A 24,170-nucleotide genomic window follows, 5' to 3' on the forward strand; every position below is an offset into this window, starting at 1 on the left:
GCGCCGGCCGGCCTCGTCGAGCCGGCCGGCGCTCGCAGTTCAGCCCAGCTTCTTCAGCAGCCCAGCTTCTTCAGCAGCTCGGCGGCGAGCGGGGCGGAGGAGGCGGGGTTCTGTCCGGTGACCAGGTTGCGGTCGACGACCACGTTGGGCGCCCACGGCTCGCCGGCCTGGACGTCGACGCCCGCCTCTTCGAGCCGCGTCTGCAGCAGCCACCTGGCCTTGTCGGCGAAGCCCGCCTGCGTCTCCTCGGCGTTGGTGAACGCGGCCACCCGGTAACCGGCGAAGACGTTGGAACCGTCGCCCTTCTCGGCGGCGAGCAGCGCGGCCGGGGCGTGGCAGACCACGCCCAGCGGCTTGCCGGAGCCGAGCGCGTCGACGAGGAGCCGGCCGGAGGCGGCGTTGACGGCGAGGTCCTCCATGGGGCCGTGGCCGCCGGGGTAGAAGACGGCGTCGTAGTCGTCCAGGCGGACGTCCTCCAGCCGGATCGGGTTCTCGATCTCGGCCATGGAGGCGAGGACGGCGGCGATCCGGTCGGCGCCTTCCTGGCCGCCGTTGACCTCGGGCGCGAGGCTGCCGCGGTCGACGGCCGGGACGACGCCGCCGGGCGTGGCGACGACGATCTCGTGACCGGCTGCCTTGAACGCCTCGTACGGGGCGACGGCCTCCTCGGCCCAGAAGCCGGTGGGGTGCTTGGTGCCGTCGGCCAGCGTCCAGTAGTCGGCGCCGGTCATCACGAAGAGGATCTTCGACATGGTGCTTCTTCCGGGAGGGGAGAAAGTTCTCGCTCTCGAACGTAGGGCTCCGAGCCATTCGTTTCCAATGAGGACTCCAATGCCGGACATTGGAACTCCTATGGCTACATTTGATGCGTGAGCGACAACCCCCTCGATCTGAACCTGCTGCGCACGTTCCTCGCGGTGTACCGGTCGGGTTCGTTCACCGGTGCCGCCCAGCTGCTGGGGCTGTCGCAGCCCACGGTGACGACACAGATGCGCACCTTGGAACGGCAGACGGGGCGGGAGCTGTTCGAAAGGCTGCCGCGAGGGGTCGCGCCGACGGCCGTGGCGGACGAGCTCGCGGTGCGGGTCGCGCCGGGGCTCGACCTGCTCGCCGCCGTGGCCGGACCGGATCCTGCGGACGGCCGTACGGCCGAGCCGGTGCACCTCGCCGGTCCCGCCGAGCTGCTGTGCACCAGCGTGCTGCCGGTGCTGGCGCCGCTCGTGGCGGACGGGGTGCGGCTGCGGGTGGCGACGGGCCTGACCGACGCGCTGCTCGAGGAGCTGCGGGCGGGCCGCCACGACCTGGTGATCGCCACGCTCCGCCCCCGGGGCCGTGCGCTGTCCGCGGTGCCGCTGCTGGACGAGGAGTTCGTGCTGGTGGCGGCGCCCGCGTGGGCCGAGCGGCTGAAGGAGCCGCTCGCCGCCGACGGCCCCTCTGTGCTGCACCCGGTTCCGCTGGTGACGTACGCGGAGGACCTGCCCATCGCCCGCCGCTACTGGCGGCACGTCTTCGGCCGCCGGCTCTCCTGCCCCGCCGCCGTCACCGTGCCGGACCTGCGCGGAGTGAAGGCCGCGGTCGTCGCCGGCGCGGGCTTCACCGTGCTGCCCCGCTATCTGTGCGCCGGTGAACTGGCCTCCGGATCCCTCGTCCCCCTGTACGAGCCCGACGACCCTCCGATCAACACCGGCTACCTGGTCGAGCGACCGGGCGTCCAGGACAACCCGGACGTGATCCGCGTCCGCGACCACCTGCTGCGTGCCGTCGGCGGCCGGTGACGGCACGGCCCGTGGACCACCAGACCTGCAGTCGTGGAGAGCGGCACGTCCCGGACGCCGTCACTCAGTGGGCACGCTCCTCGCGCGGGTGCCTCTCGGCGGCCCCGGGCAGGGGGCGAGGGGCGCTCCCGCCGGAGGTCTCCCCGGGAACCGGAACCGGCTGCCGGTAGCGCGTGGAGGTGTCGATCCCCGGCGCGGTCCGGCCGAGCCGCTGGGCCGTGGCCCTCGCCTCGTCGTCGTCCGGTACGGACACGGCGAGGAGCCGGAAGGGAGCCGAGGGCCGCAGTTCCAGGACGACGGCGGGTCTGCCGGGCCGCAGGGCCACGAAGTCCGCGCCGCCGGTGTGGCCGCGCGTGCCGATGGACCAGCCGCCGGGAATCCAGGTGCCGCGCTGCCGGACTCCGCGCAGGGCGCGCCACCAGGCGGCTTCGACCGTCACCCGGCACACCGCCGCCAGCGGCACCCGCACGTCACCGCGGCGGGCGGCCGCCCTTTGCCACCACGACAGGCGTACGACCACGTCGTCCCCGTCGACGAGAATGCGTGCCATCGCTCAGCTCCTCCGTTCCATACTCGTCGCTCCGCCGCGCGGCCGCCGTCCGCCGCCGCGGGCGTTGCCGCTCGGCAGCCGAGCTCCCGAAGCCGCGGACACGTCGGTGCGTGCCCCGTGTCGTGGCGGTGTTGTCCGGGTACCCGGCCGGGGCGCCGGAGGGAGGTGCCGTGTGTCCGTCCGGTCGTCCGAGTGCGAGCAGGCGCACCTGCCGGGCGCGAGCCGTCGTACGACCCCACGTCGTGGCCCGGTGACGAGCACGGCGCAGGTGTGGAAGGAGTCGACTGGGCATGCGGTTTCATGATCGCGTCCACGCCGGCCGGGAGCTGGCAGAGCGGCTGCGCATCCGGCAGGAGGCGGGGGCACTGACGCATCCGGTCGTGCTGGCCCTGCCGCGTGGCGGGGTGACGGTGGCCCGCGAAGTGGCGCGGGCGCTGGAGGCACCGCTCGACGTGGTGGTCGCCCGCAAGATCGGCGCGCCGTTCCAGGAGGAGCTGGGCGTCGGGGCGCTCGCCGGTGACGATCCTCCGCTGTTCGACAAGCTGACCCTGGACGAACTCGGTCTGACCGAGGAGGCCCTGGAGGAGGCGGTGGAGCGGGAGCGGGCCGAGCTGCACCGCCGGGAGCAGCGGTACCGGGAGGGCCGGCCCGCGCCCGAGGTGCGCGACCGTACCGTGATCGTGGTGGACGACGGGGTGGCCACCGGGGCGACCGCGCGCGCGGCGCTGCGCTGGCTGCGCCGGCAGTCGCCGGAGCGGCTGGTGCTGGCGGCGCCGGTGTGTTCGCCGCAGGCGGCCGAACTGCTGCGCGGCGAGGCCGACGAGGTGCTCTGCCTGCAGCGGCCGACCGTGTTCCTGGCCGTGGGGGAGTGGTACGAGGACTTCGAGCAGCTGACGGACGACGACGTGCTCGCCGCGCTGCACGGGCAGTGACGCCAGGGCGTGCCGGGCCGGAGCGGAGGCCGCGATGGAGTTGGTCGAGGAACGTTCCTTCCGCTACCGCATCGAGCCGCACGCGGGCATGCGGGTGCCCGGGGTCGTGTTCGCGTCCCGGGAGCTGCTCCGGGACGCCGAGCAGTCCCTGGAACAGGTCGTGCACGTGGCCATGCTGCCCGGCGTCGTCGCCGCCTCGTACGCCATGCCCGACATCCACTGGGGGTACGGCTTCCCCATCGGCGGTGTCGCCGCCACCGACGTGGACGCCGGCGGGGTGGTCTCGCCGGGCGGCGTCGGCTTCGACATCTCCTGCGGGGTGCGGCTGCTGGCCGCCGACTGCGACGGCGACACACTCCGGCCCGCGCTGACCGCCGTGATGGACGGCCTGGACCGGGCGATTCCGCGCGGGGCCGGTCCCGGCGGCGTGTGGCGCCTCACCGGCCCCGGAGAGCTGGAGCGGCTGCTGGACGGCGGCTCCCGCTACGCCGTGGAACAGGGCCACGGGGAGGAACGCGACCTGCTGCGCTGCGAGGACGGGGGCGCGGTCGCCGACGCGGACGTGACCCAGGTCGGGGAGCGGGCCCGGGAGCGGGGCCTCGGCCAGGTGGGCAGCCTGGGCTCCGCCAACCACTTCCTGGAGGTGCAGCAGGTCGCCGAGGTGTACGACGGCCCGGCCGCGGCCGCCTTCGGGATCGGGCCGGGCCAGGTGTGCGTGATGATCCACTGCGGCTCGCGCGGGCTCGGACACCAGATCTGCACCGACCATGTGCGGTTCATGGACCGCGCCATGGCCCGCTACGGCATCTCCGTGCCCGACCGGCAGCTCGCCTGCACGCCCGTCGACTCGCCCGAGGGCCAGGACTATCTCGGGGCCATGGCCGCCGCCGCCAACTACGGCCGGGCGAACCGGCAGTTGCTGTCCGACGCGGCGCGTGGCGTGTTCCGGCGCGCCGCCGGTACGAGGCTGACGCTGGTGTACGACGTCTCCCACAACCTGGCCAAGATCGAGACGCACCCGGTGGACGGTCAGCGGCGGCGGCTGTGCGTGCACCGCAAGGGCGCCACCCGTGCCTTCCCGCCCGGTCATCCCGAACTGCCCGAGGACATAAGGGAGTTCGGGCAGCCGGTGCTGATCCCCGGCACCCTCGGCACGGCCTCGTACGTGCTCGCCGGCGTGGAGCGGGGCGACGCCTTCCACTCCACCTGCCATGGTGCGGGCCGCACCATGAGCCGTCATCAGGCCGCGCGCAGCATCACCGGCAGTGAGCTGCGGGCGCGGCTGCGGCACGCCGGCATCGCCGCGCGCCCGAAGTCCTGGCGCGGCCTGACGGAGGAGACACCGGAGGCGTACAAGGACGTCGACGCAGTCGTCGCCGCGAGCGAGGGCGCGGGGCTGTGCCGGAAGGTGGCCCGACTGGTGCCGCTCGGGGTGGTGAAGGGCTGACACCGGCGGCCTGCGGGCGCCCGGGCGGCAGGGGTGCGCGGGTGCGGTCACACGTCCACGATCACCGTGCAGGACCATCCGTACGCGTCCGGGCCGATGTGCAGCTCCTGCCAGGAGGCACCCTTGGGCGCCGCACCGATGACGGTGACGTTCGCCAGGTCGGCGAGCGACAGCCGTACCGCCAGCCCGCCGTCGTCGGTGGGCTCCGCCTCCACGTCGACGGGGACCCGGCCGGTCACCTCGAGCCGGTAGACCACCTCGTCCAGCAGCGCGACCAGCAGGTCCGCGTCGTCTCCGGGGGCGAGACGGACCCGTTCCATCGTGGTGGGGTGCGCCTCGGACACATCGGCGAAGGCCTCGACCATGGCGCCTACGGCCTCGGTCAGGCACTGTTCCCGGGTGGTGCCCCAGGCCTGCAGACGGGTGTCGGCCGTGTGCGGCATCGAGCGGTGACCGTTCTCGCCCTCGCGCCGCGCGCGCAGCTCGTCGCTGATGTCACCCACCATGGCCGCCGTGGTCCCTTCTGCGACTCCCCCTCGGGTTCCATCGTCACTCGCCGGGCCCGACGGCGCCATGTCTGCTCCCCGCCGCCCGGTGCGGACAGCCGGTGTGGCCGGGGTCCGCCGGGAACCGCGCGCGGCGCATACCGCACGAGCCGGTTTGCCTGTGCCGTCCCTGGCTACGCGGGCGGTCGAGGCGGTACGCCTCACCATCTCGGATCCGGGAGGTGCCCGATGACACGGCGGATACGTGACGTGATGTCGCCAGGCGCGGTGGCGGTGGAGCCCATGACCACGGTGGAACGGGCGGCGCTCCTCATGCGGGAGCACGACATCGGTGACGTGCTGGTCGCCTACGACTGCGATCTGTTCGGAGTGCTCACCGACCGCGACATCGTGGTCCGGACGCTCGCCGTGGGACTGGACCCGCACACCACCACGGCCGGCACGGTGTGCAGCCGGCCTCCGGTGCTGACCCTGACTCCCGAGGACACCACGGACCACGCCGTCGAGCTGATGCGCCGGCACGGCCTGCGCCGGCTCCCCGTCGTGGAACGCGGCGGCTGCCCGGTCGGGTTCGTCAGCATCGGTGACCTGGCGGCCGTGGAGGACCCCCACTCGGCGCTGGCGGAGATCAGCAGGGCGGAACCCAACCACTGAACCGTCCCCCGCCGGCATCGTCGAGACGACCGCCGACCGCCGGGTGAAGTCCTGTGCGGTGGGGAAGACCGGATCGATGGCATGGCGGCGGTGGCGGATCGGGGGGAGTCCGGTGGAAACGGGTACGGGCAGCCCGGCCTGCGCCGGCAGCTCGGGCACTCCGGCCGCGCCGGCAGCCGGCCCGCGTGACCCACCGCTCGGCGTCCGCACCGGCCGGTACCCGCAAGCCCATCGCCCCGCCCATGACCGCCGCCCCCTTTCCCCGCTTGACCGAGCCTGACGCCGTTGCCGCAGGTCCCGATGCCGTCGAGGCCGCCGACGTGGCCGCGGGGACGGGGCCGGGCGAACAGTGGGTATGGAGCGGGTGACAGCCGTCAGGGCGCGAGCACCCGGGCCCGGCAGGCCGACGGTGTGCCCCAGGAGGTGCGCAGTGCGCGGGCCTTGCGGATCCACAGGGACAGGTCCGGTTCCTCGGTGTAGCCGAGGGCGCCGTGCAGCTGCAGGGCGGTGCGCGCCGCGGCGTACGCGGCCTCACAGGAGCAGACCTTCGCCGCGGCGATCTCGCGCCCGCACCCGGCGTCGCCCCGCTCCATCGCCAACGCGGCCGCGTGGAGCAGCGGTTGGCTGAACTCCAGGGCGATCAGCGTGTCGGCCAGCCGGTGCTTGACGGCCTGGAAGGAGCCGATGGCGACCCCGAACTGCCTGCGCGTGCACACGTGTTCGACGGTCCGGTCGAGCAGGGTGCGGCCCAGCCCGAGGGCCTGCGCGGCGGTGGTCAGCGCCGCGACCTCGGCGGCGTGCGCGGCCGCGGCGGCGACGGCCGGCCCCCGGGCCAGCACGGTGCCGCCGAGCGGCCGGGCCGGCCGCCGGGCCGGGTCGAGCGAGCGCTGTACGGGACCGTGCGCCTCGGCCAGGCGCAGGGTGTCGCCCTCGACGACGAACACCGCGTCGGCGGCGTCCGCGTCCAGTGCGTAGGGGCTGTCGGGGGACAGCAGGCAGACCGAGGCGACGACCTTGCCGGCAGCGATCCCCGGCAGCCATGCCGCGGCCGTCGTCGCATCGCCCAGCCGGTCCAGGAGGGCCGCCGCCGCGACCGTCTCGGCCAGCGGGCCCGGCACCGCGTGGCGCCCCAACTCAACGAAGCCCACGGCGAGTTCGACCGGCCGGGTGCCCAGGCCGTCATGACGCTCCGGTATCCCGAGCGCGAACACCCCGGCCTCGGCCAGCCTGTTCCACAGCGCGCGGCCGGGGCCGGTGTCACCGGCGGCCCAGGACCGTACGACGTCCGGCGTGCCCGCCGCCGTCAGCATCGCGTCCAGTGAACGGGCGAAGTCGCGCTGCTCGGCGTCGAGGAGGAAGCGCATCACCGGCGTCCCTTCGGCAGGCCGAGCAGCCGCTCGGCGATGATGTCGCGCTGGATCTCGTTGGTGCCCGCGTAGATGGGGCCGGCCAGGGAGAAGACGTAGCCCTCGGCCCAGCCGCCGTGCGCGGGTGCCTCGTCGGCGTCGTCGGCGAGGTCGCCGTAGGGGCCGAGGAGATCGAGGGCGGTCTCGTGCAGGGCGATGTCCAGCTCGGACCAGAACACCTTGTTGAGGCTCGACTCCGCCCCGATCGGGCTTCCCGCAGCCAGGCGTGAGGCGGCCGCGTAGGCGAACAGCTGGTAGGCGCGGGCGCCGATCACCGCGTCGGCGACCCGGTCGCGCAGCGCGGTGTCGGACGGGTCGGCGGCGGAGTGCCACAGCGCGGTGAGGCGGTCGGCGGCGGCCGTGAACCGGCCGGGGCTGCGCAGGGTGAGCCCGCGCTCGTTGCCCGCCGTGCTCATCGCCACCCGCCAGCCCTGGCCGGGCTCGCCGATGACGTCCGCGTCGGGCACGAACACCTCGTCGAGGAAGATCTCGGCGAAGGCGGGCTTGCCGTCGAGCCGCCCGATGGGCCGGACCGTCACCCCCTCCGCGTCCAGCGGGAACATCAGGTACGTCAGCCCGTGGTGCGGCAGGTCGGCGTCCGGGTCGCTGCGGAACAGTCCGAAGGCGCGGTCGGCGAACGCCGCCCGCGACGACCAGGTCTTCTGGCCGCTCACGCGCCAGCCGCCCTCGGTGCGTACGGCCGTGGAGCGCAGCGAGGCGAGGTCGGAGCCCGACTCCGGTTCGGACCAGGCCTGCGCCCAGATCACCTCGCCGCCCGCCATGGGCGGCAGGACGCGGGCGCACTGCTCCGGCGTGCCGTGCTCGAGGAGGGTGGGGGCGAGCAGGTTGATGCCGTTCTGGCTGACCCGGCCGGGCGCACCGGCCGCGTAGTACTCCTCCTCGAAGATCAGCCACCGCAGCACCGAGGCGCCCCGGCCGCCGTACTCCTCGGGCCAGGAGACCACCGACCAGCGGTCGGCGAACAGGGTGCGCTCCCAGTCCCGGTGGGCCGCGAACCCCTCCGCCGTCTCCAGCGAGGGCAGCGGGGTGCCGGGCACATGGTCGGCGAGCCAGGTGCGGGCCTCGGCGCGGAAGGCGTCGTCCGCGGCGGAGAAGTCGAGGTCCATCAGCTGCCCGCCTCCCTGCTTGGGCGCGGTGTCCCGGCGATCCGGGCCGCCGACTCCCCGCTGTTCATGGTGGCCGCGGCGACGGGGTCGTGGCGTGCGGAGCGGACGGGTTCCCTCGGCGCGGTGCGGGCAGCGGGCATCCGCCCTCCTTCCCTAACAAGTGTTTGGTAGGTTAACGTACGGCCCGTCAGCCGTCGAGAGCCGACCGGAGCCCTCGTCGCCGAGCGCGTACTCGGCCTGCCGAAGGAGGCCCGTCCGTGACCACGCCCCCGCCGCCCTACGTCCCCGGCCACGCCCTCCTTCAGGGCCGTACCGCCGTGGTCACCGCCGCCGCGGGCGCCGGCATCGGGGGTGCGACCGCGCGCCGGCTGCTGGAGGAAGGCGCCCGTGTCGTGCTCTCCGACGCCCACGCCCGCAGGCTCAAGGAGTCGGAGGCCGCGCTGGCCGCGGAGTTCGGCGCGGACCGTGTCGCGGCGCTGCCCTGCGACGTCACCGCAGAGGGCCAGGTCGGCGCCCTCTTCGACTTCGTGGAGGAGCGGCACGGGCGCCTGGACGTCGTTGTCAACAACGCCGGACTCGGCGGGACCGCCGACCTGGTCGAGATGACCGACGAGCAGTGGGCCAAGGTCCTCGACGTCACCCTGGGCGGCACCTTCCGCTGCACCCGCGCCGCGCTGCGCCGGATGAAGGCGGCAGGCGCCGGGGGCGTCGTCGTCAACAACGCGTCGGTGATCGGCTGGCGGGCGCAACGGGGCCAGTCGCACTACGCCGCCGCCAAGGCCGGAGTCATGGCCCTCACCCGCTGCGCCGCCGTGGAGGCCGCGGAGTACGGCGTGCGGGTGAACGCCGTCTCGCCCAGCCTCGCCATGCACCCGCACCTGGTGAAGGTCACCACGCCGGAACTGCTGGAGGAACTCACCGCCCGGGAGGCCTTCGGCCGCTGGGCCGAGCCGTGGGAGGTGGCCAACGTCATCGTCTTCCTGGCCAGCGGCTACTCCTCCTACCTGACCGGGGAGGTCCTGTCCGTCAGCAGCCAGCACGCCTGAGCCCCGCGGGCGCCCTCCGCCAGAAGGGTCCGCGTACCTGGCGAGCCGGCCGTGTTCCCACCGACACCGCAGGCATCACCGATCCCCCGCACCGATCCCCCACACCGACCCCCAAGGAGTGGCCGTGGCCGAGGCATACATCGTGGAAGCCGCCCGCACCCCGGTCGGCAGGCGGAGCGGCGGGCTCGCCGCCGTCCACCCGGCCGATCTCGGCGCCCATGTGCTGACGGCGCTGATGGAGCGCTCGGGCGTCGACCCGGCCGCCGTCGAGGACGTCGTCCTCGGCTGCGTGGACACCGTCGGCCCGCAGGCCGGCGACCTAGCCCGCACCTGCTGGCTGGCCGCCGGGCTGCCCGAGGAGGTGCCGGGCGTGACGGTGGACCGCCAGTGCGGTTCCTCCCAGCAGGCCCTGCACTTCGCCGCGCAGGGAGTGCTCTCGGGCACGCAGGACCTGGTGGTCGCGGGCGGCGTGCAGAACATGTCGATGATCCCGATCGCCTTCGCCACCCGCCAGGCCGCCGAACCCCTGGGGCTCACCCAGGGCCCCTACGCCGGCTCCGAGGGCTGGCGGGCCCGCTACGGCGACCGGCCGGTCAACCAGTTCACCGGCGCCGAGATGATCGCCGAGAAGTGGGGCGTCTCCCGCCGCGACATGGAGGAGTTCGCCCTGCGCTCCCACCAGCGGGCCGTCCGCGCGATCGACGAGGGCCGCTTCGACCGCGAAGTCGTCCCCTACGGCGGGGTGACCCGCGACGAGGGTCCCCGCCGCGACACCACCCTGGAGAAGATGGCGGGCCTGAAGCCGGTGGTCGAAGGCGGCCGGCTGACCGCGGCCGTCTCCTCCCAGGTCTCCGACGGCGCCTCCGCCCTGCTGATCGCGAGCGAACGAGCCGTACGGGAGCACGGTCTGACGCCCCGCGCCCGCGTCCACCACCTCTCGGTGCGCGGCGAGGACCCCATCCGGATGCTGTCCGCGCCGATCCCGGCCACGGCGTACGCCCTGAAGAAGGCCGGGATGACCCTTGACGACATCGACCTCGTGGAGATCAACGAGGCCTTCGCCTCCGTGGTGCTCGCCTGGCTGAAGGAGACCGGCGCCGACCCGGAGAAGGTCAACGTCAACGGGGGAGCCATCGCCCTCGGTCACCCGCTGGGCGCCACCGGCACCAAGCTCATGACCACGCTGCTGCACGAACTGGAGCGCACCGGCGGACGCTACGGCCTGCAGACCATGTGCGAGGGCGGCGGCCAGGCCAACGTCACCATCGTCGAGCGGCTCTGACGCAGGGGAGCCCGCTACTCGGCCGGGGGCAGTCCGCGGAGTGTGGCCCGGGCTTCCGCCATGATCCGGTCGACGAGCTCGGCGCAGGACGGAAGGTCGTCGATCAGACCGGCGACCTGACCGGAGGCCATCACGCCCAGATCGGTCCGGCCCTCGACCATCGACGCCCTGAGCAGCATGGGGGTGTTGGCGGCCAGCAGCACCTGACTCCACGTCAACTCCTTGCCGTGCCGCATGGCCAGACCGTCGCGGACCATCCGCGTCCAGCTCATGCCGGACAGCGCCTTGAAGGACGCCGCGTGCCGTACGGCGCGCAGCAGCGCCCTCGCCCGGCCCGAGCGTTCGAGGGAGTCGACCAGCTCGGTGCGCAGCATCCGGTGGGGGAGTCCGTCGACCTTGGTCGTGACGGTGACGTCGTCCACCGTGGCCGCCAGGTAGCGGGCCTTGACCGCGTCGGGGACGGTGCTGTCGGAGGTGAGCAGGAAGCGGGTGCCCATGGCGATGCCTGCGGCGCCGTGGGCGAGCGCGGCGACCAGTCCGCGGCCGTCGTGGAAGCCGCCGGCCGCGACGACCGGGATGCCGACCGCGTCGACCACCTGGGGAAGCAGGACGGAGGTGGCAACCTTCCCGGTGTGCCCGCCGCCCTCCCCGCCCTGCACCACCACCGCGTCGGCGCCCCACGCGGTGACCTTCTCGGCGTGCCGCCGGGCGCCGATGGACGGGATGACGACCACACCGGCGTCCTTCAGCCGGGCGATCAGCTCCCGGGAGGGCGCGAGCGCGAACGAGGCGACCCGCACCCCCTCCTCGACGATGATCCGCACCCGCTCGGCCGCGTCCGAGGCGTCCGCCCGCAGATTGACCCCGAAGGGCGCGTCGGTACGGGACTTGACCTCGCGGACGGCCGCGCGCAGCTGCTCGGTCGTCATGGTGGCCGAGGCGAGGATCCCGAGCGCGCCCGCGGCGGCGGTGGCGGACACCAGACGGGGACCGGCCACCCAGCCCATTCCCGTCTGCACGATGGGGTGCCGTACACCGACGAGCCCGGTCAGCGGGGTGGCGATCGCGAAGTCGCTCACGCGGGCACCTCGCGCTCGCGCAGCGCCCTCGGGTCGATGACCTCGCGGATCAGCCGCAGCTCTTCGGGGGTGGGGTCCCGGGTGTACGGCACCTCGTCCGGCACGGTGAGCGCGAAGCCGGTGGCCTCGGCGACCTGCTCGACCGTGACCCCGGGGTGCAGCGAGCGCAGCCGCATCGTCCGGTCGGGCGTCCGGAAGTCGAAGACGCCCAGGTCACTGACGACGTCCGCGATGCGGTGGTGGCGGGACGCGGAGGGACCGGCCGCGGCGGCACGGTCATAGCCGACGCCGCAGACCATGTCCACCTGCGCGACGAACACCCGCTTCGAGTGCCGCGGGACCCAGTAACTGGTCGGATTGTTGAGGGTGTTGGCCGGGGCGCCGCGCACGCCCAGCAGCTGCCGGGTGGGCCGGGCCCAGTCGCCGATGCAGGAGATGTTCTGGTTGCCGTACCGGTCGAGCTGGCTCGCGCCCATCATCACGTGCCGCCGCCCGGTCGCGGCCAGGGCCAGGTGCTGCCGGAACGGCAGCCAGCCCTCGACCACCCCGGCCCTGGCGCCGACCGCCGGGACGTCGCCGATCAGCAGGGCCTCGCCGTCGGTCAGCAGCAGGTCGGGGGAGAAGGTCAGCTTCGCCAGCCGCGCCCCGATCGTCGGGACGGTGCCCATCGGGCTCGCCAGTATCTCCCCCGCATCCCGCCATGCCTCGGCGCAGGCCACGACGCAGTACTCGGCGCGCGTCGCCTTCGCCGTCGTACGGGTGTCACTCATGCGCCGCCTCCTCGTGGAACGCCGCCACCGCGGCCTGGTACGCCGCCTCGTCGCCGGACAGGAACCGCTCGGCGAAGGCCCGCCAGGCCTCCGGGTCCCGGGCGGCCCGTGCGTAGGCCCGCTGGAACGCCTCGTCACGGTCGTGGTCGGGGACGCAGGAGGTGAAGTGGGCGCCGTTCGGTGTCTCCACGACGCCGTTCACGAACGCGCGCTTGACCAGCAGGGTCTGCGGCCCGGCGTCCTTCAGCAGGTCGGAGCTGTCCACGATCCGCTCGCAGGAGACGTAGGCGGCGTCGGCGGCCTCGCAGAACAGGTCGTCGAAGTACGGGTCGGGGCCGAGGTACTGGGCGTTGCCGTGCACGTCCGCCCGGTTGAGGTGCACCAGCGCGGCATCAAGGCGCAGGGCCGGGACGGCGACGAGCTCCTCGCCGTCCTCGTACGGCGAACGCACAGTCCGCAGGCGGGGGTTGACCCTCATCACGTCGGATCCGAGACCGGCCCGGACCGGCATGAAGGGCAGCCGGTGCGCGGCCGCCGTCAGCCCCCACATGAACATCGCCTCGTCCAGCTCCACCAGTTCCAGCGCGCCGCGCTGCCGGGCCGCCGTGAAGTGCGGCTCCAGCGGGATGGAGTCGAGGGTGGCGAAGGCCGCGACCAGTGTGTGGATCTTCCCGGCGGCGGCCAGCAGGCCGACGTCCGGGCCGCCGTAGGAGACGACGGTCAGGTCGGTGACGTCCGAGCACAGCAGCGCCCGCACCAGTGCCATCGGCTTGCGCCGCGAACCCCAGCCGCCGATGCCGATCGTCATGCCGCTGTCCAGCCGGCCGACGACCTCCTCGGCGGTCATGGTCTTGTCCCTGCTCACGGCTGCTGCTCCTCGTCCCTGCCGGTGAATTCCCGGTCCTTGCCGAAGGTGCCGCGGACCCGGTCGGCGACGCCGCTGAGGTTGGCCTCGAAGGTGAAGCCCTGCTCGAAGCGGTAGCTGCGGCGCACGTCGACCGGGTCGATGCCGTTGATCGCCGCCTTGGCCAGGCGGATCAGGGACCCGTCCTTGGCGCCGATCTCCCGGCCCAGTTCCAGTGCGGCATCGAGGAGTTGAGCGCGCGGGACCACCCGCCACACCGAGCCGTGCCGGTGCAGTTCCTCGGCGGTGACGGTGCGCGAGGTGTAGTACAGGGTCCGCATCAGGTGCTGGGGCACCAGCCGGGCGAGATGGGTGGCCGCGCCGAGGGCGCCACGGTCCAGCTCGGGCAGGCCGAAGACCGCATCGTCGGCGGCGACGATCGCGTCGGCGTTTCCGGCCAGTCCGATGCCGCCGCCCAGGCAGAAGCCCTGTACGGCGGCGACCACCGGGACCTCGCAGTCGTACACGGCGGCGAACGCCTCGGAGCAGCCGCGGTTGGCGCCGATGAGGGCCTCGTGTCCGGCCGTGCGCTGCATCTCCTTGATGTCGACGCCGGCGTTGAAGCCGCGGCCCTCGGCGGTGAGCACCACGCACCGGACCTTCGGGTCGGCGCCGGCGGCGCGCACGCGGGCGGCCAGTTCGTACCAGCCCCTTACGGGAAGGGCGTTGACCGGCGGGAAGTCCACGGTGACGACGGCGACGCCTTCTTCGGGGACGGAGGTGGAGACACCCATGAGCAGATCAGCTACCTTTCCACCAAACGTTTGTTAGGCGAGAAGGTAGCAGCGGAGCGCGCGCTGCGGGAGGTGTCCTTTGGCGGCGGTCATCGATCTCACCGGTCGCGTCACGGTGGTCACCGGCGGAACCCGGGGCGTCGGCGCCGGCATCGCCCGGGCGTTCCTGGAAGCGGGCGCGGACGTCGTGACCTGCGCGCGGCGGCCCCCGGAGGAACCCGTCGAGGCGGCCGGCCGCACCGCCCGCTTCCTCCCCGTCGACCTCCGCGACGCCGACGCGGTCGACGCCTTCTTCGCGCGGGTGCGGGGCGAGTACGGACGCCTGGACACCCTCGTCAACAACGCCGGGGGCACCCCCTTCCGGATGCTCGGCGAGGGCGGAGCCGGCCGGCACGCCCGGGTCGTGGAGCTGAATCTCCTCGCCCCTCTCACCGCGTCGCTCGCCGCGTACGAGGTGATGCGCGGTCAGCGGGTCGGCGGGTCGATCCTGATGATCGGCAGCGTCAGCGGGACCCGCCCCTCACCCGGCAGCGCCGCGTACGGCGCGGCCAAGGCCGGCCTGGACCACCTCGCCCGCTCCATGGCCGTGGAATGGGCACCGCGGGTGCGGGTCAACACGGTCGTCCCCGGCATGGTCCGCACCGAACTGTCGCACCTGCACTACGGGGACGAGGACGGCCTCGCCGCCGTCGGCCGCACCGTCCCCCTCGGCCGCCTCGCCGCGCCCGCCGACGTCGGCGACGCCTGCGTCTTCCTCGCCTCCGACCGGGCCGCCTACATCAGCGGGGCGAGCCTGCACGTCCACGGCGGCGGCGAGCGCCCCGCCTTCCTCGACGCGGCAAGTGTCAACAAGTGACGCGCTCTTCGACACCCACGAGAGGACTCCTCCCATGACCGGACTGTGCACCGGACGCGTGGCCGTGATCACCGGTGCGGGCCGTGGCCTGGGCCGCGCCCACGCCCTCGCCTTCGCCGCCGAGGGAGCCAAGGTCGTCGTCAATGACCTCGGCGTCGGCCTCGACGGCGCCGGCGGGACCGCCGGACCCGCTCAGCAGGTGGTCGACGAGATCCGCGCGCTCGGTGGCGAGGCGGTCGCGCACGGAGGCGACATCGCCACCGCCGAGGGCGCGGCCTCCCTCGTCGCCACCGCGCTGGACACCTACGGCCGCCTGGACACGCTGGTCAACAACGCCGGCTTCCTGCGGGACCGCATGCTCGTCAACCTCGACGAGGACGCCTGGGACGCGGTCGTGCGCGTCCACCTCAAGGGCCACTTCCTGCCGCTCAGGCATGCCGCCGCGCACTGGCGCGCCGAGACGAAGGCGGGCCGCATGCCCGGCGCCCGCGTGATCAACACCAGCTCCGGAGCGGGACTGCTGGGCAGCGTCGGCCAGGGCAACTACTCGGCCGCCAAGGCCGGGATCGTCGGCCTGACCCTCGTCGCCGCCGCCGAACTGGGTCGCTACGGCGTCCAGGTCAACGCCATCGCCCCGGCCGCCCGGACCCGGATGACCGAGCGGACCTTCGCCGGGACCATGGCCGCCCCTCGGGGCGGCGGCTTCGACGCCATGGCCCCGGAGAACGTCTCCCCGCTCGTGGTCTGGCTCGGCTCCGCCGCCTCAGTGGGAGTCACGGGCCGGGTCTTCGAGTCCGAGGGCGGCCGCATCACCGTCATGGAGGGCTGGCGCCCGGGCCCCACCGCCGACAAGGGCGCCCGCTGGACCCCGGCGGAGGCGGGCGAGGCAACCCTGAAACTGCTCGCCGAGGCGGAGGCGCCGCGGGCTGTCTACGGCGCGCAGTGAATTCCCGCACTCCGCGAGCGTTCGCACCGGCCCAGGGGCTGGGCGCTGTGGAGGGCCCGACCCCGCCTTGATCGGCGCACCGTCCCCAACGGCCGCAGTGCCCCGGCCGTCGCGCCGAGCATCCCGCGGCGCGTCCAGGCCGGTGTGCTGACGGGGGCGGCGCCCGGCGACTGCCGATGGCCGGCGAGGAAGTCGGCCATCGTCGTGACCAGTTCCGGCGAGCCGGCCGCCGTCCAGTGGTCTCCGGGCACCGCGACCCCGGTGGCCTGCGGCAGGGCCCTGACCAGCTGGTCGGCCGAGGAGGCGGCACCGCTGTCGTCGGCGCCCACCGCGACGAGCGTCGGTACCGTGACCCGGCCGAACGCCTCGGGCGGCGTGGCGAGGAGTGGATCGAGGACATGGAAGAGCGCGACCGGCTCCGCGCCGCCGGAGCGGAGCCGGCGTTCGGAGCGTCACATGCAGCCGGCGTTCGGAGCGTCACATGCAGCGCCCCGCCGAGCCGGCTCGATCCGTCGGGAGCGATGCGTACGGCGCACCGCCTCTCCCGGAGGGCGCGCCGCACGCATGGGGAGGGCCGGGGTGTGCCTAGCCGAGGGTGAAGTCGTCGGCGTGGACGTCGGACTGGCCGTACCAGCCGTGGACGTAGACGGTGACGCTTCCGCTGCCGCCCGTGGTGAATCTGACGGTCAGCTGGTTCCAGTTCGTGTTGTTCGACCAGGTGCTCGCGGTGGCGCCGCCGCTGACCCCGATGTAGGCGTAGGGGCCCTGCACCCAACCGGTGAGCGTGTAGCTGTGGTTGGGGGACAGGGTGACGTTCTGGTCGCACTCGCCGGTGCTGCTGGAGCTCGGGGTGACCTGGAGGGCGTGGCTGCCGCTGTGGACCGGGCTGGAGACCACCGAGCTGCCGCCCGTGCAGGTCCAGGGGCCCAGGCTGCCGGTTTCGAAGCCGGCGTTGGTCAGCGAGCCCCCGCCGCCCCCGCCTCCGCCGCCACTGGAGGTCACGGTGAGCGTGTAGGTCGCGCTGTGGCTGCCGCCGGCAGCGGTCCCGGTGACGGTGATCGGGTAGGTGCCCGCGGCGACGGAGGAGCCGACCGTCGCCGTCAGCGTCGAGGTGCCGCCGGACGCCACGGTCGCGGGGCTGAAGGAGACGCTGACGCCGGAGGGCGCGCCGGAGGCGGAGAGGCTGACGGATTCGGCGCTGCCGGAGGTGACGGCCGTGGCGACGGTCGCGGTCGTGGAACCACCCTGGGCGACCGAAGCGGAGCCCGGCGACAGGGACAGGGAGAAGTCGCTCGTCGTGCCTCCGCCTCCGCCGCCCGAGCTGCCCTCGTACGGCACGAACGCGTCCGTGAACGCGAGGCTGTTCTGGCTGATCTCGCTGCACGTGGGGAGAGAGTTGGCGCTTCCGCTGCACGGCTGGTCCCGGTTGACGGACCAGAAGGCGAGCCGTCCGACGCCGTTCTGCGCGGCGAAGTTCTCCACGGTCCGGGCATCGGCGAGCGTGAACGTCGAACCGTCGTCGTTCTTGCCGATCATCGGGGTGATCCCGAGGTCGGCGTAGGTGTAACCGGAGTCGACGGACTGCATCTGCGCCAGCGTGGCCTCGGCCGCGTCGACCGCTCCCTGGCCCATCTCGGTGCCCGTGCCCGCGTAGTAGTCCATGGCCATGATGTTGACCACGTCGATCCTGATGCCCGCGTTCTTGGCGGCTTTGAGGATGTTGACGCCGTCGTTGGTCAGGCCACTGGTCAGCACCGGCAGGGTCATGGAGAACTGCAGGCCGGGGTTGGACGCCTTGAGGTCCTTCATCGCCTGCATCTGGCGGGCCGCGGCCCCGGTGTCCGCGACGGCGGCGCCCTCGACGTCGAAGTCGAGCCGGGTGACGCCGTAGTCGTTGATGAGGGCCTGGTATCCGGCGTCGATGCTGCTCTGGGTGGAGCATGTCCAGGCCAGCGGCTCACCGCTCGCCCCGCCGGAGGAGATGATGACGGACGCGCCCTCGGACTTCGCCCTGGCTATTTCGGGGTCGGTGTAGGAGTCGTTGCCGATGGGGAGGGTGTCGCCCCAGATCTGGTTGCAGCCCTCGCCGAGCACGAACGCCGCGGTATAGGCCTTGAGTTGGTGTCCGGTGATGGCGGTGTCGAGGAGTCCTTCCTGACTGTTGGACATGTCGACGTAGGGAGCCACGGAGTAGACGCTGCTCGCCGCCGCCGCGGCGCTGCCGGCCGGTGCCAGTGCCACGGCGGCGCCAGTGGCCGCGAGCGCGAGCGCGCAGGCGGAAGCCGCAAATCTTGCCAGGTGCATGACAGTGCCCCTTCTGGGGATGCCTCGGGCGTGGAGTGGTGGGGTGGTGCCGTGCGAGCCGAGTTGGTACATACCAAAGCGCCGGCGGGTCACCTCGTCAAGAGGACTAGACCAACTCGGTCCCTCCGGATTTCAGAAGCCTCTGACGGCGCGTGGAGTCCGGGGGGCTGAGGAGGCCGGCTGCCACGGCGGGCGTTGGTTGGTCGCGCGCGGGCCGTATTAGGCTGGGTGACCGTGTAACCGGCACGTCGAGTGACCGCGCCGGGCTCGAGCTTCAGGGAGTGACCGATGACCGTGGGAACCGAGCGGGCCGTCCTGGCAGGCGGTTGTTTCTGGGGCATGCAGGATCTGATCCGCAAGCAGCCGGGCGTGGTGTCCACGCGCGTCGGCTACAGCGGCGGCGACACGCCGAACGCCACGTACCGCGATCACGGCGACCACGCCGAGGCCATCGAGATCGTCTTCGATCCCACGGTGACGAGCTACCGCGACGTCCTGGAGTTCTTCTTCCAGATCCACGACCCGACCACGCGGGACCGCCAGGGCAACGACATCGGGCGCAGCTACCGGTCCGCCATCTTCTACGGTGACGAGGAACAGCACCGCGTCGCCGTGGACACGATCGCGGACGTCGAGGCGAGCGGGCTGTGGCCGGGGAAGGTGGTCACGGAGGTGGAGCCGCTGGGTGACTTCTGGGAGGCGGAGCCCGAGCACCAGGACTACCTGGAGCGCTACCCCAACGGCTACACATGCCACTTCCCGCGACCGAACTGGACGCTGCCGAAGCGGCAGTCGTCCACGACGGACTGAGCCGGGGCGGGGAGCGGAAACTCCGAAGGTCGTCGACGAGCATCCGGCCGGGTCAACTCGGCCTGGGTCAACTCCGCGCGCCTGGAAGGCCGTAGCGGCTGCACGCCCTGCACCGGGCCGCGTGGCACGGCGCCGCGCCGACACGGTCGTACGGCGGCCGGCGGACGCTGACGGCCGGCCGCCGACGGCACTCGTGTGCCGTGGACATCGCCGTCCGGCGCAGGCACGAGCACCGCACCGCACTGCTCCGCCCGGACCTCGGACACCCCCTGCCGTCCGAGGCGATAGCCCGCCTCCGGGAACACCTGCACCGCCTGATCCGGGCCCGGGCGGTGTGGGGTACGGCTCTCATCCGCACCCGCGGACCTGCCACGGCGTCCGAGGCCGTCGACGTCCCACGCACCGCCGCCCGTCCGTCCGCAGGCAGGACACGGCCGTCGACCGCCGTGCCCCGGGGTCCGTGAATCGCCGTGTCCGGTCCGTCTCCGGATCTCAGGCCGGCCGATGCCCGTCCCCGGGGGTCGGAGGCAGCGCGAGGTGGGCCAGGTCGTCCGGCCGGGGTGTGGTCACCGGCCACAGGGGAGCGGCTTCGCCGTCGGCGAGCGCGGCAGGCGCGTCGGTGAGGTTCATCCGCTCGCGCAGCCGGCCGTAGAAGTCCGTCGGGCCCAGCCGGACCGCCTTCAGCCGGCGCGGTGCGGCGTACACGCCGATCCAGTCCCCGGGGCCCAGCACCCCGCGCAGCTGGCCGTCGATGCTGACGGCGGCCTGGCCCGAGCGTTCGAGGATCTTGAGCGCGACGGGCTCGTCGGGGGCGGCCACGACCGAGCGGTTGAACACCATGTGCGGCGCGACCGGCGTGAAGACCAGGCCCTCCGCACGCGGCGAGACCACCGGGCCGCCCGCGGCGAAGCTGTACGCGGTGGAGCCCGTGGGCGTGGCCACCAGCAGCGCGTCGGCGGAGTAGCTGGCCAGCAGCCGGCCGGCCAGATAGACCCCGACCGACACCTGCCGGTCCCTGGCCAGCTTCTCCACGACGACGTCGTTGAGCGCGGTGACGTTGAGCGCGACGCCCCATTCGTTCCCGGCCTCGCACTCCGCGCGCACCCGGGGCGGCGGCAGCATGGGGCCGCGGCCGTACTGCAGCAGCGCCTCCATCTGCGCGGGCACCTCGAGCCGGCACGAGGCTCGCATGGTGAGGAGCATCCGGCTCTCCACGGTGATCCGCTCGGACCGGACCGCGTCCAGCGCCGCGCGCACCGCCGAGGCCGGGACCTCGGTGAGGAAGCCGACGCGGCCGAGGTCGACGCCGAGGACCAGGGCGTCGTTCTCGGCCGCCAGCCGGGCGCCGCGCAGAAAGGTGCCGTCCCCGCCGAGGGTGACGATGAGATCGGGATCGCCCGCCGCGTCGACCTCCTCCCGGGCACTGTGGCGTGCCCCTTCCCGCCACACGTCGATGTCCGCGCATCCCACGGCGTGCTCCGCGCACCACTCGCGCACCACGCGCGCGCCGGCCATGGCCTCGGCACGGCCGCCGTGCACCACCAGGCCGATACGGTTCACCGTCATACCCACCTCCGAGCCGGCTGCTCCCGCCCGCCATCCTCACCGCGCACCGCCCCGCCGCCGCACACGCCACGCCGCCGACGCGGCCGCATGGGCAGGCGTGCGTGTGAAGGCGAGCCTCCCCGGTGTGTGGGCGTTCCGGGTGACGTCCCCGACGTCGTGGATCTTCCGCACCCTGCCCGGCCCGCCGCGTGCGTGGCGCTGACCTCCGCCGGTCTGTACGTGCCGTTCTCCCTCCAGGTCACCCTCGGCCAGGACTGTCCGCCCTCCCGTGCCGGCACGGCCGCGGGAACGACCCCGGGTCCGGCCGTCAGCGTCGGCGGACCGGCGAGCGCGCTCATCGGCCGGCTCGCCGACGCCACGACCCCGCGGTCCGCCCTCACCCCGCTCGTCCTCATGCTCGCGCTGAGCTGGCTGATGCTGCGCACCCTGCCCGAGCCCGCAACTCCGCCGCCCCCGACCGCAATTCCAGCGGAAGGAGCCGAGAAGAGGCCGGAACGAGCCGGGAAGAAGCCGGAACGAGCCGGGAAGAGGCCGGAACGAGCCGGGAAGAAGCCGGAACGAGCCGGGAAGAGCGACGAAACGCGTCCCCACCCGACGGCTCCGCCCCGGTGACCTGCGGCGATCCCCCCTCATCGTGTCCGCCGCCGTAAAGAAGGCGAAACGGCCGGGTAATGGCGTGGCGCGAACCTTCCCTGCAACGCCCCGGGGCCCACCGGGGCGGACCGCAGGAAGAGGGAGCAGCCGTGACGGAGACCGTCGACAAGCAGGCGCCGCCAGCCCCGCCGTCCTCCCCGGGCGGCCGGACGTACAACGGGTGGACCCGGAACGACACGCTGGAGGACTACTCACTGCGCTACGCGCCCAAGTCCTTCCGCCGCTGGACGCCGTACGTCGTGGCCACCACGGCCCTCGGCGGCATCGCCTATCTCGCGGACTTCGCCATCGGCGGCTCGATCGCCGTCTCCCACGGCTTCTCCAGCGCCATGGTGGCGATCCTGACCGCGGCGGTGGTCATCTTCCTCACCGGCATCCCGATCTCGTACTACTCGGCGAAGTACTCCATCGACATGGACCTGCTGACCCGGGGTGCCGGATTCGGCTATCTGGGCTCGACGCTGACCTCGGTGATCTACGCGAGCTTCACCTTCATCTTCTTCGCCCTGGAAGGCTCGATCATGGCGCAGGCCCTCGAACTGGGCCTGCACATACCGCTCCCCGTCGGCTACGTCATCTGCTCGCTGATCATCCTGCCGCTCGTCGTCCACGGCATGACCGCGCTGTCCAGGATGCAGGTGTGGACCCAGCCGGTCTGGCTGGTGCTGATGGTCGCGCCGTTCGTGTCCGTAGCGATCCAGGAGCCGGGAAAGTTCGCGGAGTTCACGCACTTCGCGGGTGACTCGCCCACCGGTTCCGGCATCAGCATGCTCGGGGTCGGGGCGGGCGCGGGCGTCGCCCTGTCGCTGATCGCGCAGATCGGGGAGCAGGTCGACTACCTGCGCTTCATGCCCGACAGGACGGCCGGCAACGGCAGGCAGTGGTGGGCCGCGGTCCTCGGCGCCGGACCCGGCTGGGTGGTGCTGGGCGCGCTGAAGCAGATCGGCGGCGCATTCCTCGCCTTCTTCATCGCCGGAAGCGTCGGGCTCGCCAAGGCCGACGAGCCGATCCAGCAGTACGTCCACGGGTTCGGGACCTTCGCCGCGCCCGTCGCCCTGGGACTGGCCACGTTCTTCGTCATCCTGTCCCAGATTAAGATCAACTCGACGAACGCGTACTCCGGTTCGCTGTCCTGGTCGAACTTCTTCTCCCGGCTGACCCACCGACACCCCGGCCGGGTCGTCTACATCTTCCTCAACGTGGGCATCGCCCTCGCCCTGATGGAGGGCGGCGTCTTCGGCTTCCTCAACACCGTCCTCGGGTTCTACTCCAACGTGGCGATCGCCTGGATCGGCGCGGTCGTCGCCGACCTGGTCATCAACAAGCCGCTGAGGCTGAGCCCGTCGTACATCGAGTTCAAGCGGGCCCATCTCCACCACTTCAACCCGGTGGGTTTCGGCTCCATGCTGATCGCGTCGGCGGTGTCCATCGCCGCGTACTTCGACGCCTTCGGCGCCTACGGCAAGGCGTTCTCCCCCTTCATCGCGCTGTTCCTGGCCATGGTGCTCTCGCCGCTGTTCGCCGTGCTGACCAAGGGCAAGTACTACATCGCCCGCGCGGACGTCCTGGAGGAGCCGCTGCTCGGACCCGACGGGCTGCCCTCGGCGGCCACCCTGACCTGCTCGGTGTGCGCGACCGGCTTCGAACGGCCCGACATGGCCGGCTGCCCGTTCCACCAGGGCACGATCTGCTCACTGTGCTGCAGCCTGGAGAAGGACTGCCACGACACGTGCAAGACCGCGCAAGCCCCGGAGGGCCCGGTCGAACTGGGCGTGCCCAAGGTGCGCGCCGTGGACTGAGGCAGGGCACAGGCAGTGCGTGCGGCGGCCGGTGACCGGCCGCCGCACGCCGTCGTCCGGTCACTCGTTCTGGAAGACCGCCGTGCTCACCTCGGCCGGGTTCTGGAACTGCTTCTTCCCGAGGTGGTCGATACGGTCGGTGATCTCCCTGGACGCATGGTTGTCCTTGGCGACCTTCTTGAGCTGCTCCGTGGCGGCCGGGTATTCGGCGCCGGACAGGGCTTTCTGCAGATCTGGGGGACGGATACCCGCCATGGCTCCTCCAGGCGGTGAGGCGGTGCTGGGTCCGTACGCCGGCGCCGCATGCTGCGCCGGGACCGGTCAGGTACCCGTCCCCCCGGCAGCGGATTCATGGATCCTCCCCGGCCATGGGAGGCCGAAGGGACGGGTACTCGGGGTCTTCGACAACCGGCACTCACGCGTGTGGGAGGCCCCGATGAGCGAGAGCACCCCGTCGCAGGCCGAGGGCGAGCGGGAGCCGGGCATCGCGGAGGCCGAGCAGCCCCCGCGTACGACTCCGTCCCAGGCAGAGGGCGAGGACACCGCGGACGAGAACGCCGAGGAAGGCGACGAGTGAGGAGGCGCCATGAGTACGGCACACACCAGCGTCCCCGAGGTGCTGGCCGCGCTGAAGGACGTGTCGTACCCGGCCGACAAGGAGCGCCTGGTCACGGCCGCGCAGCAGGCGGGCGCGTCGGACGAGGTGGTCAAGGCGCTGCGCGGCATACCCGCCGAGCAGTACACGGGCCGTGACGACGTGGCGAGGTCGGTACGGGTGGACCCGGACCTCGACCGCACCGCGGCACAGCGCGGGGAACAGGCACGGAAGGGCGGCAGGCCCGGCCTCTCCCAGCACCTGCGGGAGGAGCCGAGGACGCCGATCCAGGAGGAGTTCGACCGCTGAACGCGCGAGTGACGTCCGGGCCGTTGGGCGTCGTTCCCCGGTCATTCCCGAATCTTGACGGCCCCGGCGCGCCAATCCTAGCTTCGTACCTGAATAGACACGTCTAGACAGGTAGGCAG

General features: G+C 72.9%; 28 protein-coding genes. 14 read left to right on the forward strand and 14 right to left on the reverse strand.

The annotated features are described in order from the left end of the window. Nucleotides 1-53: 53 nt before the first annotated feature. Entirely contained in the window at nucleotides 54-752 is a 699-nt protein-coding gene (locus tag ACWGJ5_RS35425; RefSeq protein ID WP_453313731.1) for a type 1 glutamine amidotransferase domain-containing protein, read from the reverse strand. A 117-nt stretch (nucleotides 753-869) separates the two neighbouring features. Between ACWGJ5_RS35425 and ACWGJ5_RS35430 the strand changes: the two genes are divergently transcribed. Then, the gene (locus ACWGJ5_RS35430) at nucleotides 870-1,775 is read left to right on the forward strand and encodes a LysR family transcriptional regulator (protein ID WP_453313732.1); all 906 of its coding nucleotides are present in this window, start codon (nucleotides 870-872) and stop codon (nucleotides 1,773-1,775) included. Nucleotides 1,776-1,839: 64 nt separating this feature from the next. Here the strand turns inward: ACWGJ5_RS35430 and ACWGJ5_RS35435 are convergent, their stop codons facing one another. Continuing rightward, on the reverse strand, nucleotides 1,840-2,325 hold the full coding sequence (locus ACWGJ5_RS35435; RefSeq protein WP_453313733.1) for a hypothetical protein: 486 nt from the start codon (nucleotides 2,323-2,325) through the stop codon (nucleotides 1,840-1,842). Between the two features lie 290 nt (nucleotides 2,326-2,615). Between ACWGJ5_RS35435 and ACWGJ5_RS35440 the strand changes: the two genes are divergently transcribed. After that, complete coding sequence (locus tag ACWGJ5_RS35440; RefSeq protein WP_453313734.1) at nucleotides 2,616-3,257, forward strand: phosphoribosyltransferase; 642 nt, start codon at nucleotides 2,616-2,618, stop codon at nucleotides 3,255-3,257. A gap of 34 nt (nucleotides 3,258-3,291) precedes the next feature. Beyond that, on the forward strand, nucleotides 3,292-4,704 hold the full coding sequence (locus tag ACWGJ5_RS35445) for an RtcB family protein (protein WP_453313735.1): 1,413 nt from the start codon (nucleotides 3,292-3,294) through the stop codon (nucleotides 4,702-4,704). A 47-nt stretch (nucleotides 4,705-4,751) separates the two neighbouring features. On the opposite strand, the gene ACWGJ5_RS35450 is transcribed toward ACWGJ5_RS35445, so the two are convergent. After that, entirely contained in the window at nucleotides 4,752-5,210 is a 459-nt protein-coding gene (locus tag ACWGJ5_RS35450) for an archease (protein WP_453313736.1), read from the reverse strand. A 228-nt stretch (nucleotides 5,211-5,438) separates the two neighbouring features. Between ACWGJ5_RS35450 and ACWGJ5_RS35455 the strand changes: the two genes are divergently transcribed. Next, nucleotides 5,439-5,864 carry a CBS domain-containing protein gene (locus ACWGJ5_RS35455; protein ID WP_228622336.1) on the forward strand — a complete coding sequence of 142 codons (426 nt, stop codon included), beginning with the start codon at nucleotides 5,439-5,441 and terminating at the stop codon, nucleotides 5,862-5,864. A gap of 374 nt (nucleotides 5,865-6,238) precedes the next feature. On the opposite strand, the gene ACWGJ5_RS35460 is transcribed toward ACWGJ5_RS35455, so the two are convergent. Genes ACWGJ5_RS35460 through ACWGJ5_RS35470 form a run of 3 tightly spaced genes read right to left on the reverse strand, consistent with a single transcriptional unit; the run spans nucleotide 6,239 to nucleotide 8,537 of the window. After that, nucleotides 6,239-7,228: an acyl-CoA dehydrogenase family protein gene (locus ACWGJ5_RS35460; RefSeq protein ID WP_453313737.1), complete on the reverse strand. Its 990-nt coding sequence runs from the start codon at nucleotides 7,226-7,228 to the stop codon at nucleotides 6,239-6,241. Further along, on the reverse strand, nucleotides 7,228-8,397 hold the full coding sequence (locus tag ACWGJ5_RS35465; protein WP_453313738.1) for an acyl-CoA dehydrogenase family protein: 1,170 nt from the start codon (nucleotides 8,395-8,397) through the stop codon (nucleotides 7,228-7,230). Before ACWGJ5_RS35465 ends, ACWGJ5_RS35460 begins: the two co-directional genes overlap by 1 nt. After that, the gene (locus ACWGJ5_RS35470) at nucleotides 8,397-8,537 is read right to left on the reverse strand and encodes a hypothetical protein (protein WP_453313739.1); all 141 of its coding nucleotides are present in this window, start codon (nucleotides 8,535-8,537) and stop codon (nucleotides 8,397-8,399) included. The genes ACWGJ5_RS35465 and ACWGJ5_RS35470 overlap by 1 nt, the downstream gene beginning before the upstream one ends. A 117-nt stretch (nucleotides 8,538-8,654) precedes the next feature. Here ACWGJ5_RS35470 and ACWGJ5_RS35475 point away from each other — a divergent pair, with 117 nt between their 5' ends. Both ACWGJ5_RS35475 and ACWGJ5_RS35480 read left to right on the forward strand, forming a co-directional pair. Next, nucleotides 8,655-9,443 carry an SDR family oxidoreductase gene (locus tag ACWGJ5_RS35475; RefSeq protein ID WP_453313740.1) on the forward strand — a complete coding sequence of 263 codons (789 nt, stop codon included), beginning with the start codon at nucleotides 8,655-8,657 and terminating at the stop codon, nucleotides 9,441-9,443. A gap of 124 nt (nucleotides 9,444-9,567) precedes the next feature. Continuing rightward, the gene (locus ACWGJ5_RS35480) at nucleotides 9,568-10,725 is read left to right on the forward strand and encodes an acetyl-CoA C-acetyltransferase (RefSeq protein ID WP_453313741.1); all 1,158 of its coding nucleotides are present in this window, start codon (nucleotides 9,568-9,570) and stop codon (nucleotides 10,723-10,725) included. 14 nt (nucleotides 10,726-10,739) lie between these two features. On the opposite strand, the gene ACWGJ5_RS35485 is transcribed toward ACWGJ5_RS35480, so the two are convergent. Genes ACWGJ5_RS35485 through ACWGJ5_RS35500 form a run of 4 tightly spaced genes read right to left on the reverse strand, consistent with a single transcriptional unit; the run spans nucleotide 10,740 to nucleotide 14,212 of the window. Beyond that, nucleotides 10,740-11,789, reverse strand: coding sequence for an NAD(P)H-dependent flavin oxidoreductase (locus tag ACWGJ5_RS35485; protein ID WP_453313831.1), 1,050 nt, complete (start codon nucleotides 11,787-11,789; stop codon nucleotides 10,740-10,742). An 11-nt stretch (nucleotides 11,790-11,800) separates the two neighbouring features. Then, nucleotides 11,801-12,574: a CoA-transferase subunit beta gene (locus ACWGJ5_RS35490; protein WP_453313742.1), complete on the reverse strand. Its 774-nt coding sequence runs from the start codon at nucleotides 12,572-12,574 to the stop codon at nucleotides 11,801-11,803. Continuing rightward, nucleotides 12,567-13,421, reverse strand: a complete 855-nt coding sequence (locus tag ACWGJ5_RS35495) for a CoA transferase subunit A (RefSeq protein ID WP_453313832.1) — start codon at nucleotides 13,419-13,421, stop codon at nucleotides 12,567-12,569. The genes ACWGJ5_RS35490 and ACWGJ5_RS35495 overlap by 8 nt, the downstream gene beginning before the upstream one ends. 14 nt (nucleotides 13,422-13,435) lie before the next feature. Continuing rightward, complete coding sequence (locus tag ACWGJ5_RS35500; protein ID WP_453313743.1) at nucleotides 13,436-14,212, reverse strand: enoyl-CoA hydratase family protein; 777 nt, start codon at nucleotides 14,210-14,212, stop codon at nucleotides 13,436-13,438. A gap of 79 nt (nucleotides 14,213-14,291) precedes the next feature. On the opposite strand from ACWGJ5_RS35500, the gene ACWGJ5_RS35505 reads away from it, so the two are divergent. Together ACWGJ5_RS35505 and ACWGJ5_RS35510 are read left to right on the forward strand one after the other, a co-directional pair. Then, complete coding sequence (locus ACWGJ5_RS35505; RefSeq protein ID WP_453313744.1) at nucleotides 14,292-15,068, forward strand: SDR family oxidoreductase; 777 nt, start codon at nucleotides 14,292-14,294, stop codon at nucleotides 15,066-15,068. Nucleotides 15,069-15,102: 34 nt separating this feature from the next. Further along, complete coding sequence (locus ACWGJ5_RS35510) at nucleotides 15,103-16,014, forward strand: SDR family oxidoreductase (RefSeq protein ID WP_453313745.1); 912 nt, start codon at nucleotides 15,103-15,105, stop codon at nucleotides 16,012-16,014. Here ACWGJ5_RS35510 and ACWGJ5_RS35515 read toward each other — a convergent pair. Together ACWGJ5_RS35515 and ACWGJ5_RS35520 are read right to left on the reverse strand one after the other, a co-directional pair. Then, entirely contained in the window at nucleotides 15,999-16,343 is a 345-nt protein-coding gene (locus tag ACWGJ5_RS35515; protein WP_453313746.1) for a hypothetical protein, read from the reverse strand. The two genes, ACWGJ5_RS35510 and ACWGJ5_RS35515, sit on opposite strands and share 16 nt — an antisense overlap. A gap of 256 nt (nucleotides 16,344-16,599) precedes the next feature. Continuing rightward, nucleotides 16,600-18,318, reverse strand: a complete 1,719-nt coding sequence (locus tag ACWGJ5_RS35520) for a carbohydrate binding domain-containing protein (protein WP_453313747.1) — start codon at nucleotides 18,316-18,318, stop codon at nucleotides 16,600-16,602. Between the two features lie 288 nt (nucleotides 18,319-18,606). On the opposite strand from ACWGJ5_RS35520, the gene msrA reads away from it, so the two are divergent. Next, nucleotides 18,607-19,128, forward strand: coding sequence for a peptide-methionine (S)-S-oxide reductase MsrA (gene msrA, locus ACWGJ5_RS35525; protein ID WP_453313748.1), 522 nt, complete (start codon nucleotides 18,607-18,609; stop codon nucleotides 19,126-19,128). Nucleotides 19,129-19,328: 200 nt separating this feature from the next. Continuing rightward, on the forward strand, nucleotides 19,329-19,592 hold the full coding sequence (locus ACWGJ5_RS35530) for a hypothetical protein (protein WP_453313749.1): 264 nt from the start codon (nucleotides 19,329-19,331) through the stop codon (nucleotides 19,590-19,592). 28 nt (nucleotides 19,593-19,620) lie between these two features. Here ACWGJ5_RS35530 and ACWGJ5_RS35535 read toward each other — a convergent pair whose 3' ends face one another. Next, entirely contained in the window at nucleotides 19,621-20,694 is a 1,074-nt protein-coding gene (locus tag ACWGJ5_RS35535) for an NAD(+)/NADH kinase (RefSeq protein ID WP_453313750.1), read from the reverse strand. Between the two features lie 126 nt (nucleotides 20,695-20,820). Between ACWGJ5_RS35535 and ACWGJ5_RS35540 the strand changes: the two genes are divergently transcribed. Further along, complete coding sequence (locus tag ACWGJ5_RS35540; RefSeq protein ID WP_453313751.1) at nucleotides 20,821-21,306, forward strand: hypothetical protein; 486 nt, start codon at nucleotides 20,821-20,823, stop codon at nucleotides 21,304-21,306. Between the two features lie 131 nt (nucleotides 21,307-21,437). Further along, the gene (locus ACWGJ5_RS35545) at nucleotides 21,438-23,147 is read left to right on the forward strand and encodes a purine-cytosine permease family protein (protein ID WP_453313752.1); all 1,710 of its coding nucleotides are present in this window, start codon (nucleotides 21,438-21,440) and stop codon (nucleotides 23,145-23,147) included. Between the two features lie 60 nt (nucleotides 23,148-23,207). On the opposite strand, the gene ACWGJ5_RS35550 is transcribed toward ACWGJ5_RS35545, so the two are convergent. After that, on the reverse strand, nucleotides 23,208-23,402 hold the full coding sequence (locus tag ACWGJ5_RS35550) for a DUF2795 domain-containing protein (RefSeq protein ID WP_453313753.1): 195 nt from the start codon (nucleotides 23,400-23,402) through the stop codon (nucleotides 23,208-23,210). A 181-nt stretch (nucleotides 23,403-23,583) separates the two neighbouring features. Between ACWGJ5_RS35550 and ACWGJ5_RS35555 the strand changes: the two genes are divergently transcribed. Next, a complete protein-coding gene (locus ACWGJ5_RS35555) occupies nucleotides 23,584-23,724 on the forward strand; it encodes a hypothetical protein (protein WP_228622349.1) in 141 nt (46 codons plus the stop codon). Between the two features lie 9 nt (nucleotides 23,725-23,733). Next, a complete protein-coding gene (locus ACWGJ5_RS35560) occupies nucleotides 23,734-24,051 on the forward strand; it encodes a DUF2795 domain-containing protein (RefSeq protein WP_453313754.1) in 318 nt (105 codons plus the stop codon). Nucleotides 24,052-24,170: the final 119 nt, after the last annotated feature.

It is taken from the genome of Streptomyces sp. NPDC054783 (genome assembly GCF_053611725.1).

Coding starts and splice junctions, on each gene's coding strand:
- ACWGJ5_RS35460 (WP_453313737.1), bottom strand. CDS start 7,228: ATGCGCTTCCTCCTCGACGCCGAGCAGCGCGACTTCGCCCGTTCACTG.
- ACWGJ5_RS35555 (WP_228622349.1), top strand. CDS start 23,584: ATGAGCGAGAGCACCCCGTCGCAGGCCGAGGGCGAGCGGGAGCCGGGC.
- ACWGJ5_RS35445 (WP_453313735.1), top strand. CDS start 3,292: ATGGAGTTGGTCGAGGAACGTTCCTTCCGCTACCGCATCGAGCCGCAC.
- ACWGJ5_RS35550 (WP_453313753.1), bottom strand. CDS start 23,402: ATGGCGGGTATCCGTCCCCCAGATCTGCAGAAAGCCCTGTCCGGCGCC.
- ACWGJ5_RS35450 (WP_453313736.1), bottom strand. CDS start 5,210: ATGGTGGGTGACATCAGCGACGAGCTGCGCGCGCGGCGCGAGGGCGAG.
- ACWGJ5_RS35495 (WP_453313832.1), bottom strand. CDS start 13,421: ATGACCGCCGAGGAGGTCGTCGGCCGGCTGGACAGCGGCATGACGATC.
- ACWGJ5_RS35455 (WP_228622336.1), top strand. CDS start 5,439: ATGACACGGCGGATACGTGACGTGATGTCGCCAGGCGCGGTGGCGGTG.
- ACWGJ5_RS35435 (WP_453313733.1), bottom strand. CDS start 2,325: ATGGCACGCATTCTCGTCGACGGGGACGACGTGGTCGTACGCCTGTCG.
- ACWGJ5_RS35500 (WP_453313743.1), bottom strand. CDS start 14,212: ATGGGTGTCTCCACCTCCGTCCCCGAAGAAGGCGTCGCCGTCGTCACC.
- ACWGJ5_RS35425 (WP_453313731.1), bottom strand. CDS start 752: ATGTCGAAGATCCTCTTCGTGATGACCGGCGCCGACTACTGGACGCTG.
- ACWGJ5_RS35560 (WP_453313754.1), top strand. CDS start 23,734: ATGAGTACGGCACACACCAGCGTCCCCGAGGTGCTGGCCGCGCTGAAG.
- msrA (WP_453313748.1), top strand. CDS start 18,607: ATGACCGTGGGAACCGAGCGGGCCGTCCTGGCAGGCGGTTGTTTCTGG.
- ACWGJ5_RS35510 (WP_453313745.1), top strand. CDS start 15,103: ATGACCGGACTGTGCACCGGACGCGTGGCCGTGATCACCGGTGCGGGC.
- ACWGJ5_RS35520 (WP_453313747.1), bottom strand. CDS start 18,318: ATGCACCTGGCAAGATTTGCGGCTTCCGCCTGCGCGCTCGCGCTCGCG.
- ACWGJ5_RS35465 (WP_453313738.1), bottom strand. CDS start 8,397: ATGGACCTCGACTTCTCCGCCGCGGACGACGCCTTCCGCGCCGAGGCC.
- ACWGJ5_RS35490 (WP_453313742.1), bottom strand. CDS start 12,574: ATGAGTGACACCCGTACGACGGCGAAGGCGACGCGCGCCGAGTACTGC.
- ACWGJ5_RS35535 (WP_453313750.1), bottom strand. CDS start 20,694: ATGACGGTGAACCGTATCGGCCTGGTGGTGCACGGCGGCCGTGCCGAG.
- ACWGJ5_RS35440 (WP_453313734.1), top strand. CDS start 2,616: ATGCGGTTTCATGATCGCGTCCACGCCGGCCGGGAGCTGGCAGAGCGG.
- ACWGJ5_RS35470 (WP_453313739.1), bottom strand. CDS start 8,537: ATGCCCGCTGCCCGCACCGCGCCGAGGGAACCCGTCCGCTCCGCACGC.